General features: G+C 71.5%; 15 protein-coding genes. 7 read left to right on the forward strand and 8 right to left on the reverse strand.

Annotated features, from left to right (window positions below):
* Positions 1 to 35 precede the first annotated feature (35 nt).
* The 4 genes from dnaG to FBY35_RS29790 all read right to left on the reverse strand — a co-directional run bounded on the left by dnaG (position 36) and on the right by FBY35_RS29790 (position 5,683).
* Entirely contained in the window at positions 36 to 1,931 is a 1,896-nt protein-coding gene (gene dnaG / locus FBY35_RS29775; RefSeq protein ID WP_142217041.1) for a DNA primase, read from the reverse strand.
* Positions 1,932 to 1,965: 34 nt separating this feature from the next.
* Positions 1,966 to 3,228: an NAD(P)/FAD-dependent oxidoreductase gene (locus FBY35_RS29780; protein WP_142217042.1), complete on the reverse strand. Its 1,263-nt coding sequence runs from the start codon at positions 3,226 to 3,228 to the stop codon at positions 1,966 to 1,968.
* A gap of 129 nt (positions 3,229 to 3,357) precedes the next feature.
* The gene (locus FBY35_RS29785) at positions 3,358 to 4,689 is read right to left on the reverse strand and encodes a deoxyguanosinetriphosphate triphosphohydrolase (protein WP_142217043.1); all 1,332 of its coding nucleotides are present in this window, start codon (positions 4,687 to 4,689) and stop codon (positions 3,358 to 3,360) included.
* Positions 4,690 to 4,735: 46 nt separating this feature from the next.
* Positions 4,736 to 5,683: a sirohydrochlorin chelatase gene (locus tag FBY35_RS29790; RefSeq protein WP_142217044.1), complete on the reverse strand. Its 948-nt coding sequence runs from the start codon at positions 5,681 to 5,683 to the stop codon at positions 4,736 to 4,738.
* Positions 5,684 to 5,976: 293 nt separating this feature from the next.
* Between FBY35_RS29790 and FBY35_RS29795 the strand changes: the two genes are divergently transcribed.
* The 3 genes from FBY35_RS29795 to FBY35_RS29805 all read left to right on the forward strand — a co-directional run bounded on the left by FBY35_RS29795 (position 5,977) and on the right by FBY35_RS29805 (position 9,541).
* Complete coding sequence (locus FBY35_RS29795) at positions 5,977 to 6,591, forward strand: vancomycin high temperature exclusion protein (protein ID WP_399209506.1); 615 nt, start codon at positions 5,977 to 5,979, stop codon at positions 6,589 to 6,591.
* A 107-nt stretch (positions 6,592 to 6,698) separates the two neighbouring features.
* Positions 6,699 to 7,280 carry a TIGR03086 family metal-binding protein gene (locus tag FBY35_RS29800; RefSeq protein ID WP_142217046.1) on the forward strand — a complete coding sequence of 194 codons (582 nt, stop codon included), beginning with the start codon at positions 6,699 to 6,701 and terminating at the stop codon, positions 7,278 to 7,280.
* A gap of 110 nt (positions 7,281 to 7,390) precedes the next feature.
* Positions 7,391 to 9,541, forward strand: coding sequence for a molybdopterin oxidoreductase family protein (locus tag FBY35_RS29805; RefSeq protein WP_142217047.1), 2,151 nt, complete (start codon positions 7,391 to 7,393; stop codon positions 9,539 to 9,541).
* A 6-nt stretch (positions 9,542 to 9,547) separates the two neighbouring features.
* Here the strand turns inward: FBY35_RS29805 and FBY35_RS29810 are convergent, their stop codons facing one another.
* On the reverse strand, positions 9,548 to 9,991 hold the full coding sequence (locus FBY35_RS29810; protein ID WP_142217048.1) for a gamma-glutamylcyclotransferase family protein: 444 nt from the start codon (positions 9,989 to 9,991) through the stop codon (positions 9,548 to 9,550).
* Positions 9,988 to 10,320, reverse strand: coding sequence for a divalent-cation tolerance protein CutA (gene cutA / locus FBY35_RS29815; protein ID WP_260848858.1), 333 nt, complete (start codon positions 10,318 to 10,320; stop codon positions 9,988 to 9,990). The genes FBY35_RS29810 and cutA overlap by 4 nt, the downstream gene beginning before the upstream one ends.
* A 145-nt stretch (positions 10,321 to 10,465) precedes the next feature.
* Between cutA and FBY35_RS29820 the strand changes: the two genes are divergently transcribed.
* The 3 genes from FBY35_RS29820 (at position 10,466) to FBY35_RS29830 (ending at position 12,534) form a co-directional block, all read left to right on the forward strand.
* Positions 10,466 to 11,092 (forward strand): Uma2 family endonuclease, encoded by a 627-nt coding sequence (locus tag FBY35_RS29820; protein WP_142217050.1) that lies wholly within the window; start codon positions 10,466 to 10,468, stop codon positions 11,090 to 11,092.
* A gap of 200 nt (positions 11,093 to 11,292) precedes the next feature.
* A complete protein-coding gene (locus FBY35_RS29825) occupies positions 11,293 to 11,799 on the forward strand; it encodes a hypothetical protein (RefSeq protein WP_142217051.1) in 507 nt (168 codons plus the stop codon).
* Between the two features lie 93 nt (positions 11,800 to 11,892).
* Positions 11,893 to 12,534 carry a class F sortase gene (locus FBY35_RS29830; protein ID WP_142217052.1) on the forward strand — a complete coding sequence of 214 codons (642 nt, stop codon included), beginning with the start codon at positions 11,893 to 11,895 and terminating at the stop codon, positions 12,532 to 12,534.
* Positions 12,535 to 12,572: 38 nt separating this feature from the next.
* Here the strand turns inward: FBY35_RS29830 and FBY35_RS29835 are convergent, their stop codons facing one another.
* Both FBY35_RS29835 and FBY35_RS29840 read right to left on the reverse strand, forming a co-directional pair.
* The gene (locus FBY35_RS29835) at positions 12,573 to 13,358 is read right to left on the reverse strand and encodes a TSUP family transporter (RefSeq protein WP_142217053.1); all 786 of its coding nucleotides are present in this window, start codon (positions 13,356 to 13,358) and stop codon (positions 12,573 to 12,575) included.
* A gap of 87 nt (positions 13,359 to 13,445) precedes the next feature.
* The gene (locus tag FBY35_RS29840; RefSeq protein ID WP_142217054.1) at positions 13,446 to 14,249 is read right to left on the reverse strand and encodes a putative protein N(5)-glutamine methyltransferase; all 804 of its coding nucleotides are present in this window, start codon (positions 14,247 to 14,249) and stop codon (positions 13,446 to 13,448) included.
* 460 nt (positions 14,250 to 14,709) lie between these two features.
* Between FBY35_RS29840 and FBY35_RS29845 the strand changes: the two genes are divergently transcribed.
* Positions 14,710 to 15,888 carry an NAD(P)/FAD-dependent oxidoreductase gene (locus tag FBY35_RS29845; RefSeq protein WP_142217055.1) on the forward strand — a complete coding sequence of 393 codons (1,179 nt, stop codon included), beginning with the start codon at positions 14,710 to 14,712 and terminating at the stop codon, positions 15,886 to 15,888.

Raw genomic sequence — 15,888 nt, forward strand, 5'->3', positions numbered from 1 at the left:
GACCGGACGGTTACCGCAGCGGGGGCTGCCGGCGTCTAGAGAGCGTCCGCGCCCTGGTTGCGCAGGGACTGGGCGTACTGCTGGAGCACCCACACCTCGTTCTGCGCGGCCGCAAGCTGCTCCGCGGACACGTTGCTGCCGAGCCGGGTGAGACTGCCCTGAACCTCGCTGATACGGCGGTCCACGGCCCGCACGCGGACCTGAACGAGCTGCATCCCGGCGTACGTCTCGTCGATGGACTTGCCGATGAAGACCTCGACGGCGAGTTCGGTGATGAGGCTGCGCACGGTGTCGTTGGGCGCGGCGTCGAGAACCTTGGCAAGGTACTCCCGCTCCTCGGCAAGGCCCTGCTCGGCGCCGCCCGCCTGCTCGATGCAGTGGCGTACGGCCGCATAGGGCGCGGCCGTGAACTCGTCGACGCCGTACGCGTCGAAGGCGGGCGACACCAGCTCGGGCCGTTGCAGGGCAAGCTTCAGCAGCTCCCGCTCGGTGCGGGCCGCCGGGCTGCGCAGATTCAGCGGCGGTCCTGAGCCGGCCCGCGCCGGGGCCTGCGGCAGCGGAGCCGAGCGGCGCTGCTGCGGCTGCTGGCCGCCCCGGTCGCGGGCCCAGCGGGCGAGCTGGGCGACGCGCTTGACGACGAACTGCGTGTCCAGGATGCCGAGCATGCCCGCGAGCTGCACCGCGACCTCGTGCTGCGCACCGCTGTTCTTGATGCGTGCGACGACGGGCGCCGCCTCGTCGAGTGCCGTCGCCCTGCCCGCGGGTGTTTCCAGGTCGTAGCGGGCCACGATCTGCCGCAGCGCGAACTCGAAGAGCGGGGTACGGGGCTCGACCAGCTCGGCGACCGCGTCGTCCCCCTTGGCGAGGCGCAGCTCGCAGGGGTCCATCCCGTCGGGGGCGATCGCGATGTACGTCTCGGCGGCGAACTTCTGGTCGTCCTCGAAGGCTCGCAGCGCGGCCTTCTGGCCGGCCGCATCGCCGTCGAAGGTGAAGATGACGCGGGCGCTCCCGTTGTCCATCAACAGCCGCCGGAGGATCTTGATGTGGTCGCCGCCGAAGGCGGTGCCGCAGGTGGCGATCGCCGTGGTGACCCCGGCCAGATGACAGGCCATCACATCCGTGTAGCCCTCGACGACCACGGCCCGGCTGGTCTTGGCGATCTCCTTCTTCGCAAGATCGATGCCGTAGAGCATCTGTGACTTCTTGTAGATGCCCGTCTCGGGGGTGTTGAGGTACTTCGGCCCGTTGTCGCTCTCGTACAGCTTGCGCGCTCCGAAGCCGACGACATCGCCCGAGATGTCGCGGATCGGCCACATCAGCCGACCGCGGAAACGGTCGATGGGTCCGCGGCGGCCGTCCTGGGAGAGGCCGGAGAGGATCAGCTCCTTGTCGCTGAACCCCTTGCCGCGCAGAAAGCGGGTGAGGTGGTCCCAGCCCTGCGGGCTGTAGCCGACGCTGAAGTGCCGGGCCGCGGCCTGGTCGAAGCCGCGCTCGGCGAGGAACGCACGGCCCGTCTCCGCCTCGGGGCCGTTCTCCAGCTGCTCGATGTAGAACTGCGCGGCGATCTTGTGTGCCTCGACAAGACGGATGCGCTCGCCCCGCTGGTGGGCCGGGTTGTAACCGCCCTCCTCGTAGCGCAGGGTGATGCCCGCCGTCGCGGCGAGGCGCTCGACCGTCTCGGAGAAGGAGAGGTGGTCGATCTTCATCACGAAGGCGATGGTGTCGCCGCCTTCCTGGCAGCCGAAGCAGTGGAAGAGACCCTTGCTCGGGCTGACCTGGAAGGAGGGGGACTTCTCGTCGTGGAAGGGGCACAGCCCCTTCAGATTCCCGCCGCCCGCGTTGCGCAGCTGGAGGTATTCGGAAACAACGGCGTCGATCGGGACCGCGTCCCGGACCGCCTTCACGTCGTCATCGTTGATCCTGCCTGCCACGCGTGAAGTCTACGGTGGCGCGATGACACTCCCGTCAGCCGTTGAGGGAAGTGAGCGGTACGGAAGGGTCGGCGAGGGCTTCCGGGTCCACCGGGGCACCCGAGCGGATCAACTGCTGGATGGGGTCGGTGACATCCCACACATTCACGTTCATCCCGGCAAGCACCCGGCGGTCCTTCTTCCAGAAGGCGATGAACTGCCGCTTGCCGGCGTCGCCCCGCAGCACCACCTGGTCGTACGAACCGGGCGGCGCCCAGCCCGAGTACTCCAGGCCGAGGTCGTACTGGTCGGAGAAGAAGTACGGGATGCGGTCGTAGGAGACCTCCTTGCCGAGCATCGCGCGGGCTGCCGCGGGGCCGCCGTTGAGGGCGTTGGCCCAGTGCTCGACGCGCAGCCGGGACCCCAGGAGCGGGTGGTGCGCTGCCGCGACGTCGCCCGCCGCGTAGATGTCGGGGTCGGAGGTGCGCAGGCTCGCGTCGACGGCGATGCCCCCGCCGTGCGCACGGTCCGCCATCTCCAGACCGGCTGTCTCGGCCAGAGAGGTGCGCGGGGCGGCCCCGATCGCGGCGAGGACGGCGTGCGCGGGGTGCTCGTCGCCGTCGTCGGTGCGGGCCGCGAGCACCATGCCGTCCTGCCCGGTGATCTCGGTGAGGCGGGCGCCGAAGTGGAAGCGGACGCCGTGCTCCCGGTGGAGCTCGGTGAACATCTGGCCCAGCTCGGGGCCGATGACCCGCTGCAGCGGGGTGGCCTCCGGTTCGACGATCATGACCTCGGCGCCGTAGCCACGGGCGGCCGATGCGACCTCCAGGCCGATCCAGCCCGCGCCCGCGATGAGCAGTTGGCCGTTGTCGCGGCCGAGCGCGGTGAGCGCCCGGCGCAGCCGGTCGGCGTGGGCGAGGCGGCGCAGATGGTGGACGCCGGCCAGCTCGGTGCCGGGGATGTCGAGCCGGCGCGGCTCGGCTCCGGTGGCCAGCAGCAGCTTGTCGTAGTGCAGGACGGTGCCCTCGCCGAGCCGGACGGACTTGGCTTCCCGGTCGATGGCGACGACGGTCTGGCCGAGGTGCAGTTCGACATCGGCCTGGGCGTACCAGCCGGGTTTGTGGACGAAGACGCTGTCGCGTTCGTCCTTGCCCGACAGATAGCCCTTGGACAGCGGCGGGCGCTCATAGGGGTGGTCGCGTTCGTCGCCGATGAGGATCACTCGTCCGGTGAACCCCTCGGCGCGGAGGGTCTCGGCGGCCTTGGCCCCGGCCAGTCCACCGCCGACGATGACGAATGTCCGATGTGCGTCGACCACTTGATGCCTCCTCTTTGCTTTCACGCTGCTCAGCCTTCAGCGAGCGTCCCGCACGGAGCGTTATGGCGGAAGAGGGAGTGACCCGTGGGCGTGTCATCGCGGACCCGCCCGGACTGCTCCCCCGGCTGGTCAGCGGCGTGTCGTGAGATGGGTGTGCAAGGTGCGGGCCGAGGCGTCCGTGAGGGATGCCAGCTGGTCGACGATCACCCGCTTGCGCGCGCGGTCGTCGGGCGCGGCGTCGAACTGGGCCCGGAACTGCGGTTCGAGACTCTCGGGTGCCCGAGCAGTGAGCGCCTCGGCCAGCTCCGCCAGCACGATACGCTGGTCGGCCCGGAGTGCTTCCTGTTCGGCGCGCTGCATCACATAGCGGTCGGCGACGGCCTTGAGTACGGCGCACTCGTTGCGGGTGGCGGGCGGAACGACCAGTTCGGCGGCGTACCGGGTGAGCCGGCCGGAGCCGTACGCCTCGCGGGTCGCACCCTCCGCGGCCAGGCAGAACCGGCCGATGAGCTGGCTGGTGGCGTCCTTGAGCCGGGCCTGCGCAACCGCTGAGCCGTCGTAGTGGTGCGGCCACCACTCCTGGTCGACGAGCCGGTCCAGGGCCTCGGCCAGCTCCTGCGGATCGGTGTCCTCGGGGACGTACCGGCCGATCGCGACCCGGAAGATGTCGCTGCGCTCCGGTTCGGCGAGCAGGAGGCCCGGGTCGACATGGCCGGCGTGCAGACCGTCCTCGAAGTCGTGCACCGAGTAGGCCACGTCGTCGGACCAGTCCATGACCTGGGCCTCGAAGCATTTCCCGTACGCGGGCGCTCCCTCACGGGCCCACTCGAAGACCGGCAGGTCGTCCTCGTAGACCCCGAATTTCACCGAGTCGGGGGCGGAGGGATGCCCGCCGCGCGGCCACGGGTATTTGGTGGCTGCGTCCAGGGCGGCGCGGGTGAGATTGAGGCCGACGCTCACGAGATCGCCGTATGCGTCGTGGACGAAGCGCTTGGGCTCGATACGGGTCAGCAGGCGCAGTGACTGGGCGTTGCCCTCGAAGCCGCCGCAGTCCTTGGCAAAGTCGTTGAGCGCCTGTTCACCGTTGTGCCCGAAGGGCGGATGGCCCATGTCGTGGGCGAGGCAGGCGGCCTCGACGAGATCCGGGTCGCAGCCGAGTGCCGCGCCGAGCTCGCGTCCGACCTGGGCGCACTCAAGGGAGTGGGTGAGCCGGGTGCGCGGGCTGGCGTCCCAGGCCAGATTGCGCGTGCCGGGGGTCACCACCTGGGTCTTTCCGGCGAGTCTGCGCAATGCCGAGGAGTGCAGCACACGCGCGCGGTCGCGCTGGAAGGCGGTGCGGCCGGGGCGCTTGTCCGGTTCGGGGGCGAAACGGTCGGTGGCTGCCTCGTCGTACGCGTCGTGTCCGTGGGGTCCGGGGGATCCGCCGGGGCCTGATGAGGTGGTGCTGGTGGTGCCTGCCATGCACCGAAGGTAACCGCAGCGGGTCGCGGACGGGCGACCGAGCGGGTTACGCGGTGGCGAGTTCGCGCCGCTGAGCGGCATGCCTCGGCGTGCTCAGTGCTTCTTCGTAGCGCCGCAGCAGCAGCCGGGCCAGGGCCGGATGCGCGCCCAGCGGTTCGGCGGCGATCCAGGGCGACGCGCTTGCACTGGCGGTGGAGAACTGTCCGGGGCATACGAAGTAGGAGGCGACGGCGATGCGGTGGCGGCCGCGTGCGGTGAGCGCACGGATGGCCGCGGGCACGGTCGGCGAGGCGGCCGAGGCGTACGCGGGAACGACCGGCACGCCGCCCAGGCGCTCGCTGAGCAGGTCGGCCGTGCGGCGGGTGTCCGATGCGGAGTCGGGGTCGCGCGATCCCGCCGCGGCCAGGACCACTCCGGCGCTGCGGCCGGTGCCGTCCTCGGGCCGCCAGCCCGCATCGGCCAGGCGGGAGCACAGCGCCTCGAGGAGGAGGGGGTGCGGGCCGAGCGGGGCGGCGATCCGTATGTCCGCATCAGGCAGCGCCGCGGCTGCCTGCGGCAGATCGTGCTTGACGTGGTGGCCGCGGCCGAGGAGCAGCGGGACGAGGACGGCCCGGGTGCCCTGTCCATGCCGCTCTGCGTGCAGCGCGGCGAGAGTGTCGGAGAGCAGTGGCTCGTTCAGCTCGATGTGGCCGAGGCGGACGTCGAGGCTGGGGCGCAGCTCACGGACCACGTCGAGGAGCGCGGTGGCGGTGCGCAGGGCGCGCGGGTCGCGGCTGCCGTGGGCGACGGCGACAAGGGTGGGCCGTTCTGTCGGTGGCATACGCCTGCGGGCTCCGTTTCGTGTGACGTGGCTGAGTTGGGTGCCCAGCTGGTCGGTGATGCGCGAGAGCAACTGCGCGGTGGTGGCGAGGGGCGTCGAGTCGAAGAGCCCGGCGTCCAGGGGCTTGGCGTCCAGGGGCAGGGACTCGCGAGGGTGTACTGCCGGCTCCGTCATGAACCGATCCTGCCGGGCCGAGATTGCAGGGTCGTTGCGTGACGGTGACGGGTGTTTTCCACGGGCTCACCGGCTCGGCCCCGGCTTTGTCGGACTCCCCACCTCCTGCGATCCACCGCCGGCTGCGCAAGCGCCGGCCGCGTGGACGGCACCCGACCGGTCCGGACCGGACCGATGCCGACCGATGCGGACCGAACCGATCCGGACCGAACAGCGTCTGACCAGGTGTGAAGCGACCTGGACTGAGATTGCCCCGCACCCGGCGTGCCCAGCGGCGGATCGTGCAGACGGTCATGCTCGGGTGCGTGCTCGCGCTCGCGCCCGCTACCTGGATGCATGCCGTCGCCGACAGCCGGGTCCGCGCCGTCGCGGACGTCCCCGCGCAGGATGTCGCCGTCGTCTTCGGGGCCGGGCTGTGGAAGGGCCGCCCCACGCCCTATCTCGCGCACCGCCTGGACGCCGCCGCCGAGTTGTACCGGGCGGGCAAGGTCAAGGTCGTACTGGTCACCGGCGACAACAGCCGCGTGGAGTACGACGAGCCGGACGCGATGCGTACCTATCTCACTACGCGCGGCGTGCCGGACCGGCAGATCGTCAGTGACTACGCCGGGTTCGACACCTGGGACTCCTGCGTACGCGCCAAGAAGATCTTCGGGGTCGAGAGGGCGGTTCTGGTGACCCAGGGGTTCCACATCCGGCGGGCCGTCGCGCTCTGCCGGGCGGCCGGGGTCGAGTCGTACGGCGTCGGGGTCGCCGAGCCGCATGACGTGACCTGGCTGTACGGCGGGACGCGCGAGATGTTCGCGGCGGGCAAGGCGGCGCTGGACGCGGCGTTCACGCCGGATCCCCGGTTCCTGGGCGCCGAGGAACCGGGTGTGAAGGAGGCACTGGCCGCTGCGGCGAGGTGATGCCGTGACCAAGCCGCGGCGACGCCCCCGCAATGCCCGCCGACACGCGCGTGCGCACGCGTGCCGCAGACTCGCGCCGGCATCCGCGGCGCGCGACAGTGAGGCGTATGGAAAACGACGTAGCCACCCTGCTCAGCCGTCACGCCGAAGCGCTCGCGTTCTTCACGGACCGCGTGCACGCCGTACGGGCCGAACAGTGGGACGATCCGACGCCCTGCACCGATTGGTCCGTACGCGATCTCGTCAACCATCTCACCGCGGAACAGTTGTGGGTGCCCGCCCTGGTGACCGACGGGCTGGGCGCCAAGGACGTGGGCGATGCCTACGACGGGGACGTCCTCGGCAGAAAGCCGAAGACCAGCTGGGACACCGCCGCACGCGCCGCGCGCAAGGCCTTCGCCGCACCGGGCGCGCTGGAGCGGACCGTCCGGCTTTCGTACGGGGAGACACCCGCGGTCGCATACTGCGCGCAGATGGTCACCGACGCCGTCGTGCACTCCTGGGATCTGTCGCGGGCGATCGGCGCGCCGGAGCGGCTGCCGGACGTGCTGGTCCTCTTCGCGCTCGACGAGGTCACGCCCTACGCCGCCGAGCTGGCCAAGTCCGGTCTCTTCGCGCCTCCGATCGAGCCGCCGCCGGGCGACAGCCACCAGACCAGGCTGCTGGCGCTGCTCGGCCGCCGCGAGTGAGGAGCGGCGGCCGTGCCTCACGGGGCGGCGGGGCGCAGACGGAGCCCGCCGTACCGCGACCGTAATCCGGGGCGCCCGCCCGTGTAACACGGACGACCCAACCTGGGCGTATGCCCGACGCCACCACCACGACCGACCCGGCCGCCCCCATCACGCCGACCCACTGTCCCTACTGCGCCCTGCAGTGCGGCATGAGCCTGCGCGGTGAGGCGGATGCGGTCGAGATCGTGGAGCGGCCGGACTTCCCCGTGAACCTGGGCGCACTGTGCGGCAAGGGCCGCACCGCGCCCGCGCTGCTCTCCTCCCGGGTGCGCCTGACCGAGCCCCTGGTCCGTCGCCCCGCCACAGGCAGGCTCGAGCCGGCCACCTGGGAGGAGGCTCTGCGCACGGTCGCGGAGGGACTTCGGCGGACGCGGACGGCGTACGGCCCCGACGCGGTCGGCGTTTTCGGGGGCGGGGGTCTGACCAATGAGAAGGCGTACACGCTCGGAAAGTTCGCGCGGGTCGTGCTCGGCACCTCGCAGATCGACTACAACGGGCGTTTTTGCATGTCGTCGGCCGCCGCCGCGCATCAGCGGGCGTTCGGTCTCGACCGCGGGCTGCCGTTCCCGCTGGAGGACATTCCGCGCACCGGATGCGTGATCCTGGTCGGCTCCAACCTCGCCGAGACGATGCCTCCGGCGCTGCGCTATCTGACCGAACTGCGGGAGAACGGCGGCACGTTGATCGTCGTCGACCCGCGCCGTACGCGGACGGCGGAGCAGGCCGATCTGCACCTCGCGCCACGGCCCGGGACGGATCTGGCGCTCGCGCTGGGGCTGCTGCATGTGGCGGTGTCGGAGGGGCGTACGGACGAGGAGTTCATCGCGGACCGTACGACTGGCTGGGAGGAGGCCAGGGCGGCGGCAATGGCGCACTGGCCCGAGCTGGTCGAGCGGATCACGGGCGTGGGTGTTCCCCAGCTGCGGGACGCGGTACGGATGTTCTGTGACGCCGAGTCGGGGATGGTACTGACGGCGCGCGGGCCCGAGCAGCAGTCCAAGGGCACGGACACGGTCAGCGCCTGGATCAACCTGTGTCTGGCGACGGGCCGTGCGGGACGGCCGCTGTCCGGCTACGGCTGTCTGACGGGCCAGGGCAACGGGCAGGGCGGCCGCGAACACGGCCAGAAGGCCGACCAGTTGCCGGGCTACCGCAAGCTGGACGACCCGGCGGCGCGGGCGCATGTCGCCCGGGTGTGGGGTGTGGAGCCGGAGACACTCCCGGGGCCGGGGCGCAGTGCGTACGAACTCCTCGACGCGCTCGGCGGGGACGTGAAGTCGCTGCTGCTGATGGGCTCGAACCCGGTGGTGTCCGCACCGCGCGCCGGGCATGTGGAGGAGCGGCTGCGTTCGCTGGACTTCCTTGCGGTTGCGGACGTGGTGCTGTCCGAGACTGCGGCGCTGGCGGATGTGGTGCTGCCGGTCACCCAGTGGGCGGAGGAGACGGGGACGACGACCAACCTGGAGGGCAGGGTCCTGCTGCGCCGCCGTGCCCTCTCGCCACCGCCGGGGGTACGGAGCGATCTGGAGGTCCTGGGCGGCCTGGCGTCCCTGCTGGGCCACGACAAGGGTTTCCCGTCGTCCCCCGAGGAGGTCTTCGAGGAACTGCGCAGGGCCTCGGCGGGCGGCCCGGCGGACTACTCGGGCATCACGTACTCCAGGATCGCCGAGGAGAACGGGGTCTTCTGGCCCTGCCCGGCACAGGACACCGCGGAGGACGCGCGCTCCGGCACCCCGCATTCCGGCTCCCCGCACCCCGGCACCCCGCGCCTCTTCCTCGACCGGTTCGCCACGGACGACGGGCGCGCCCGGTTCGTCGCCGTCGGGCACCGTGCCGCCGCCGAGGAGCCCAGTGAGGCGTATCCCGTCCTGCTCACCACGGGGCGCGTTGTCGCGCAGTACCAGTCCGGGGCGCAGACCCGGCGGGTCGACGAGCTCAATGCCGCCGCCCCGGGGCCGTTCGTCGAGCTGCACCCGCTGCTGGCCGAGCGACTGGGTGCCGTGGAGGGCGAGCCGCTCGCCGTCGTGTCTCGGCGCGGGCGGGCCGTCGGGCCCGCGCGGATCACCACCGGGATCCGTTCCGACACGGTCTTCATGCCGTTCCACTGGCCCGGCGAGGGCCGGGTCAACTCGGTGACGAATCCAGCGCTCGACCCGACCTCGCGGATGCCCGAGTTCAAGGTGTGCGCGGTCCGGGTGGAGCGTGTCCACGCGTCATAGCGCGGCTCAGCCGGACAGGCGGCCCGTCCAGTCGCCGCCCGGGATCGGTGTGCCGGTCGCCCGCAGCTTCCGTGCCACTCCCGGCGCCGCGACATACACCCAGGCCCGTACGGCCGTGCCGTCCGGGAGTCGGACCTCGCGCGCCAGCCGCTCGTACAGATTGCGCGGGTGGCCCGGCGCGACGCACTCCTCCAGCCGGTCGAGTACGCCGAGGAGTTCCCCGTACTCCCCCGGCGCCGCCGTCACCACCTCGCCCGCGACCGTGCCCCCGCCGGGTTCGAGCAGGGCGTACGGATAGCCGGGGCCCTCGTACAGCACCGCGTCCGCGAGCACCGCCGGCTCCTCCGCGGCCGTGCGGCCGTGCAGAAACAGATCGTGGTTGATCTCGCCCGGGCGCAGCGTGCCGTAGACGAAGAACGGAAGCTCCTCCCTGGGGCCCGCTCCTCTCACGGCGCCACGGTCTCCGCGTCGATCCACGCCAGATACGCCGCACCGCCGCCCACCACCGGCGTGGCGATGATCTCCGGCGTCTCGTAGTCGTGAGCCGCGATCAGGTGCGCCTCCAGCGCCGGATAGCAGGCCTCGGTCGTCTTGAAGAGGACCTGCCACTCCTCCGCGGTCTCGATGGCGTTCTTCCAGCAGAAGACGGAGGTCACGGGCGCGGAGACCTGCGCGCACGCCGCCAGCCTCGCCTCCACCACGCCCCGCGCCAGCCGCTCGGCCTTCTGTGCGCTGTCGGTCGTGGTCAGTACGGTGAGTACGGTCAGTGCCTGGGCCACCGACAATCTCCTTCGGGTCGAAGCGCGTTGGGTTAGCTCGTACGGGTGAGCCCGGGTCGGAGCCCGGACGTCGCAGCAGAGCGTAACTAGTGTCAGAACTCGACCAGCCCTGCGTACGAGCACTCCGAGGACTACCGTGACGACCATGATGGAACGGCCGACACCGATAGACACCCCGTCTTCCGGAGACTTCGAGAGCCTGCTCCGGACCGTGGAGGAACTGGACACACCTGACGGCTACAAGGCCGAGCTCATCCGGGGGAAGATCGTCGTGTCGCCGTGGTCCAAGCTTCGCTACCTGCACGCCATGAGGTCTCTGCGACGGCAGTTGGATACCCATGCGCCTGAAGGGCACATCGCAGAGACCTCACCGTTCCTGTTCCGCCTGCCCGCCTCGGAGCGAGCCTTCGGACCTGACCTCTTCGTCGCCGAGGAAGCAGCCTTCGACGCCGACGGCCGCCACGCCGACGGCGAGGCGCTCTCCCTCGTCGCCGAGCTCACGTCCGTCTCCACGAGGGACGCCGACTGGCAGGACAAGCTGGAGGCGTACGGCAGGCAGGTGCCTGTATATCTGATCCTCGATATGCAGGCCGAGGAGATCGCCGCGTTCTGGGACCCGTCGCCGCAGGGCTACCGATCCCGCACCACGGTGTCCTTCGGGAAGCCGCTGCATGTGCCCGCGCCGTTCGACTTCGACCTCGACACCACCGGCTTCGCCGCCGAGCCCGCCGAGCCCTCTGAGAAGCACCCCGAGGCAGAGCCTCGCACGTAAGCCCGTCACCCATTCGGCGCGGCCGTCACCTGATTCCCCGTCACCCGTGATGACCTGCGACAACGGATCCTGTCCAGTGCGACACGCCGAGCGGAACACATCAATCTGATTCCCCATCAGCAGGCGTCCGCGGCGGGCTGCGCCTTACCTCGGAGAGAAGACGCACTCTCGCACCACCCGTGCTTCCTCGGAGGATCACCATGCGCGCCACCGCCCGCCTGCTGGCCAGTACCGCACTGGCGGCCGCCGTGACAGGTCTCGGCGTGCACACGGCTTACGCCTGGGACTCCGGCACGCTGGAGGTTTTCCCGAACATCGCCGCTCCGGGCGCCGTCATCACCGTGAGCACCACTGTCTGCGGCCCCGGCGGCCACGGTGTGGGCGACGCCCGCGCTCTGGGCGCCGGTGAGTTCCGTCTGGCGCCCGGAACGCACAAGGATGTCGCGGTCGGCCAGTTCACGATCCCCCAGCACACCCACGCGGGGACCTACGCCATCACGGTGAGCTGCAAGAACGGCCGGCAGGCCTCGGGCGACGTGACCGTAGAGCACCACGGATGGCCGACCGGCCACGTCAACACCGGCGTCGGAGGCAGCGTGGGCCCCGACACCACCCAGATCGCGGCGGGCGTGGCCATTCTGGCCGCGGCCGCCGTCGGCGGGACCGTGCTCCTGCGCCGCCGGGCGAGCGGCGCGCAGGGCAGCTGACGGGGCGGTTTCCACCGCTCCGGTACCGCCGTGTCCCCGCTCCCGGCAGGCCCCGAGCCTGCCGGGAGCGGGCGAGAAGTATCCGGAGGACCGATGACCGCAGCGGGCCAGGGCAAGGGCTGGGTCATAGCCGTCGCCGTCTGCGCAGGCGCCTGGCTGGTCCAGAACGGCTCCGTTTCTGTGACCCCGCCGGTCCCCTCCGCCGCGGAGGCCTTCGCGGCCGGTCCCGACTACTACACGGACGCGGCCGCCGACCCCCTGCCGCCGTCCGTGCCCGTGCGCCTGCGCATACCCGAGATCCGCATCGACGCCCCGGTCATGCCGCTGGGCCTCGCCGGCGACGGCAGCCTGGAGGTGCCGCCGGCCACCGACCGCAACCTGGCGGGCTGGTGGCGGGACGGCGCTGCCCCCGGCGCGAAAGGAACGGCGATCGTCGCCGGGCATGTCGACAACGCGCGGGGTCCGTCGGTCTTCTACAGCCTGGGTGCTCTGAAGAAGGGCCACCGGATCGAGGTGACCCGCAAGGACGGCCGCACGGCGGTCTTCACGATCGACGCGATCGAGGTGTACGACGCGGGCTCGTTCCCCGACGAGAAGGTGTACGGGCCCAAGGACCGGGCCGAGCTCCGGGTGATCACGTGCGGGGGCGGCTTCACCGAGAAGACCGGCTACAAGGGCAATGTGGTGGCCTTCGCGCATCTGATCGGGGTGCGCGAGCCGAAGACGACGGGCTAGACGACAGACCCTCGGGGGCTGCCGGCAAGGACGGTGGCCTACGCGGTCCACTGGTCGAAGGCGAGCTTCGCAACCAGCGAGAAGACCACGACGAGCAGCACTCCGCGGACGAACTCGCTGCCCTTGCGCAGCGCCATCCTTGCCCCGAACATGCCGCCCGCCAGGTTGAACACCGCCATCAGCGCCGCCAGTTGCCACATCACCGTGCCCTGGTAGGCGAACATCGCCAGGGCCCCGCCGTTGGTGCAGATATTGACGATCTTGGCTGTGGCGGAGGCGGTCACCAGGTCGAGATGGAGCACGGCCGTCAGCGCGAGCACCAGGAAGGTCCCGGTGCCGGGCCCGACCAGGCCGTCGTAGAAGCCGATCCCGCCGCCGACGAGCACGATCGCGGCGATCGTACGGGCCCGGGTGACCGTCCGCCGCTCGGCATCGGTCGCGGTACCGAAGGCGGGACGCAGCATCACAAAGGCGGCGACGCCGAGCAGCACCAACATGATCACGGGCCTCAGTACGTCGCTGCTGATCCCGGCCGCGAAGAAGGCGCCGCCCATCGAGCCCGCGAGCGCGGCGAGCCCGATCCGTACCGCGGTCTTCACCTGCACCGGGGCCTTGCGCACGTAGGTGATCGCGGCGCCCGAGGTGCCGACGATGGCCACGGCCTTGTTGGTACCGAGGATCTGCGCGGTCTGGACGTGGGGCAGACCGAGCAGCATGGCGGGCAGGAGCAGCAGCCCTCCGCCGCCGACCACCGCGTCGATCCAGCCGGCCGCCGCGGCGGCAAGGCAGAGGAAGACGAGCGTGGTCAGCGATATGTCGGGCATGGCCGCGACCCTACGGACGTGATGCGTGTGGCGTCCATCGATCCCGGGAGAGTTGAGCGACGTCTGAGGTTCCGCGGCGCGCGCCGGTCAGGCCGACAGCCCGCTGAGCCTCGTTCCGATCACGACCGTGGCGTACAGCTCCTCGGAAACGGCCAGTGTCGTGCTCAGCCCGCTCCCGCTGAAGGCCTCGACGGCGAGCGGCGCCTGACGCTCGCTTGTCTCCACCAGCAGGCATCCGCCCGGCGCCAGCCACCGTGGCGCATCGGCCGCGACCCGCCGCAGGACGTCGAGCCCGTCCGCGCCGCCGTCGAGCGCGACCAGTGGCTCGTGTTCGCGGGCCTCCGAGGGCAGCAGGCCCACCTCTTCGGTCGGTACGTAGGGCACGTTGGCGGCCAGCACCTCGATACGGCCACGCAGCGCGACGGGCAGTGCCCCGAAGAGATCGCCCTCGTACACCCGGCCGCCGACGGCACCGACATTGCGCCGGGCGCACGCAACGGCGGCAGCGTCGATGTCGGCCGCGTACAGCTCGACCGGCCCGAGCGCCGCGGCCAGCGCGACACCCACCGCGCCGGAGCCGCAGCACAGGTCGACGACGACGGCACCGGGGCGGGCGCGGGTGACTGCCTGGCGGACGAGGAATTCGGTACGCCGGCGCGGCACGAAGACCTCTCGGTCCACGGCCACCCGCAGACCGCAGAACTCGGCCCAGCCGAGGACATGTTCAAGGGGCAGCCCGGCAACGCGCCGGTCCACCATGGCGGCGAGATCGGACGGCGTGCCTGCGGTGGAGAGGATCAGTTTCGCCTCGTCCTCGGCGAAGACGCAGCCGGCGGCGCGAAGCTTGGTGACGATGGCGGAAGAAGTCAGAGGTGACGGTGAAACCGACATGAGAGCCTTTCGGGAAACCGAAGGGCGCGCTCGGGAGGGGCGGTCACCCAGGACGTGTGACCGCGGGGTCCTGAGATGAGAGCACCCGGCCTGCGACAGCGGTAATGCGTCTCACCTCCTCGGTCCGTCCACGTCATGCGGAGACGGCAACCCTACCCGAGCGGGGCTGTTCCTGACCGGGGCTCCTCCCGGACCCCGCGCCTCGGACTCCCCAGTCCGGTGTTGGGGACAAACGGCCGAAGGTCGCATACGGGGCTCCGGGGGCGGAGCCCGGTTCGGGCTGGGGGCACCTCCCACGGCCGCCAGGCCGGAGGGGAAGGCAGGCAGGGTGACAAGCCCCGCCCCAGGCGCACCGTACGCCCCGCCCTCACACCCGCCACCCCGCCGCGCTGAGCGCAGCGTTCCCCCGGGGAAACAGCCCCGCACCTGCGGGGTAACACCGACCCCGCACGCTGCGGTCATGGCATCAGGAACCGTGGTGATCGGCAGTGGGACGGCAGGCGCGCAACTCGCGCGGCAGCTCGTCGCCGCCGGCGCGCCCGTCACCGTACTCGGTGAGGAGCCGCACGCGCCGTACAACCGCCTGCTGCTCGCGGAAGTGCTCGCGGGGCGCTACGCCCCGGAGGTGATCGCCCTGCCCGCCGTGCCGGTGCGCCGGGGTGTGCGGGCCAGTGCCATCGACCGGGAGCGGCGGCTGGTGCTCTGTGAGGACGGGACTCCGGTGCCGTACGACCGCCTCGTCCTCGCGACCGGCTCGAACCCCGTGCTGCCCGCGCTGCGCGGGATCAGCCAGGGCCTCCCGGAGGGCGTGCATCCGTTCCGTACGCTCGACGACTGCGCGGCCCTGTCCGCCGCCGTACGTCCCGGGATCCGGGCCGTCGTCGTCGGCGGGGGGCTGCTCGGAGTCTCCGCGGCCCGGGCGCTGGCCGAGCGGGGCGCGAAGGTCGTTCTGGCCCAGCAGGGCGAGCGCCTCATGGAGCGCCAACTCGATGTCTCCGCCTCGCAGCTGGTCCGCGCCCACCTCGAAGCGATGGGCGTGGAGGTGCACACCGAGTGCCGGGTGCGCGGACTGCGCGGCACGGACGTCGAGCTCGCAGACGGATACGTGCTGGACGCGGAACTCGTCGTCCTCGCCTGCGGGGTGCGCCCGCGGACCAAGCTCGCCCAGGACGCCGGACTCGACGTCCGCAAGGGCATAGTCGTCGACGACGAACTGCGCACCTCCGACCCGTACATCCACGCCGTCGGCGACTGTGCCGAGCACGAGGGGCGGGTGTACGGGCTCGCGGGTCCGGCCCTCGAACAGGCCGATGTACTGGCCTGCCTGCTCACCGGGAAGCCCGCCCGCTACACGGGCACCCGCGCCCTGACCCGGCTGACCCTCAACGGTCCCGGCGCGCTCGATCTGGCCGCGTTCGGCGACCCGACCCCGCGCCCCGGGGACGACGTCGTCCAGCTCGCCGACGCCACCCGCGGCGCCTACCGCAAGGTCGTCGTCCGCGGGGACCGGCTCGTCGGCGGGGTGCTGCTCGGGGATCTCGCCGCGGTCGGCGCGCTCGCCCGGGCCTGGGAGGGCGACGACGCCCTGCCGGAGACGGTCCCCCTGCTCCACCTGCTCACCAATGATGGAGGCCTCTGA

Source organism: Streptomyces sp. SLBN-118 (assembly GCF_006715635.1).
Lineage (GTDB): Bacteria > Actinomycetota > Actinomycetes > Streptomycetales > Streptomycetaceae > Streptomyces.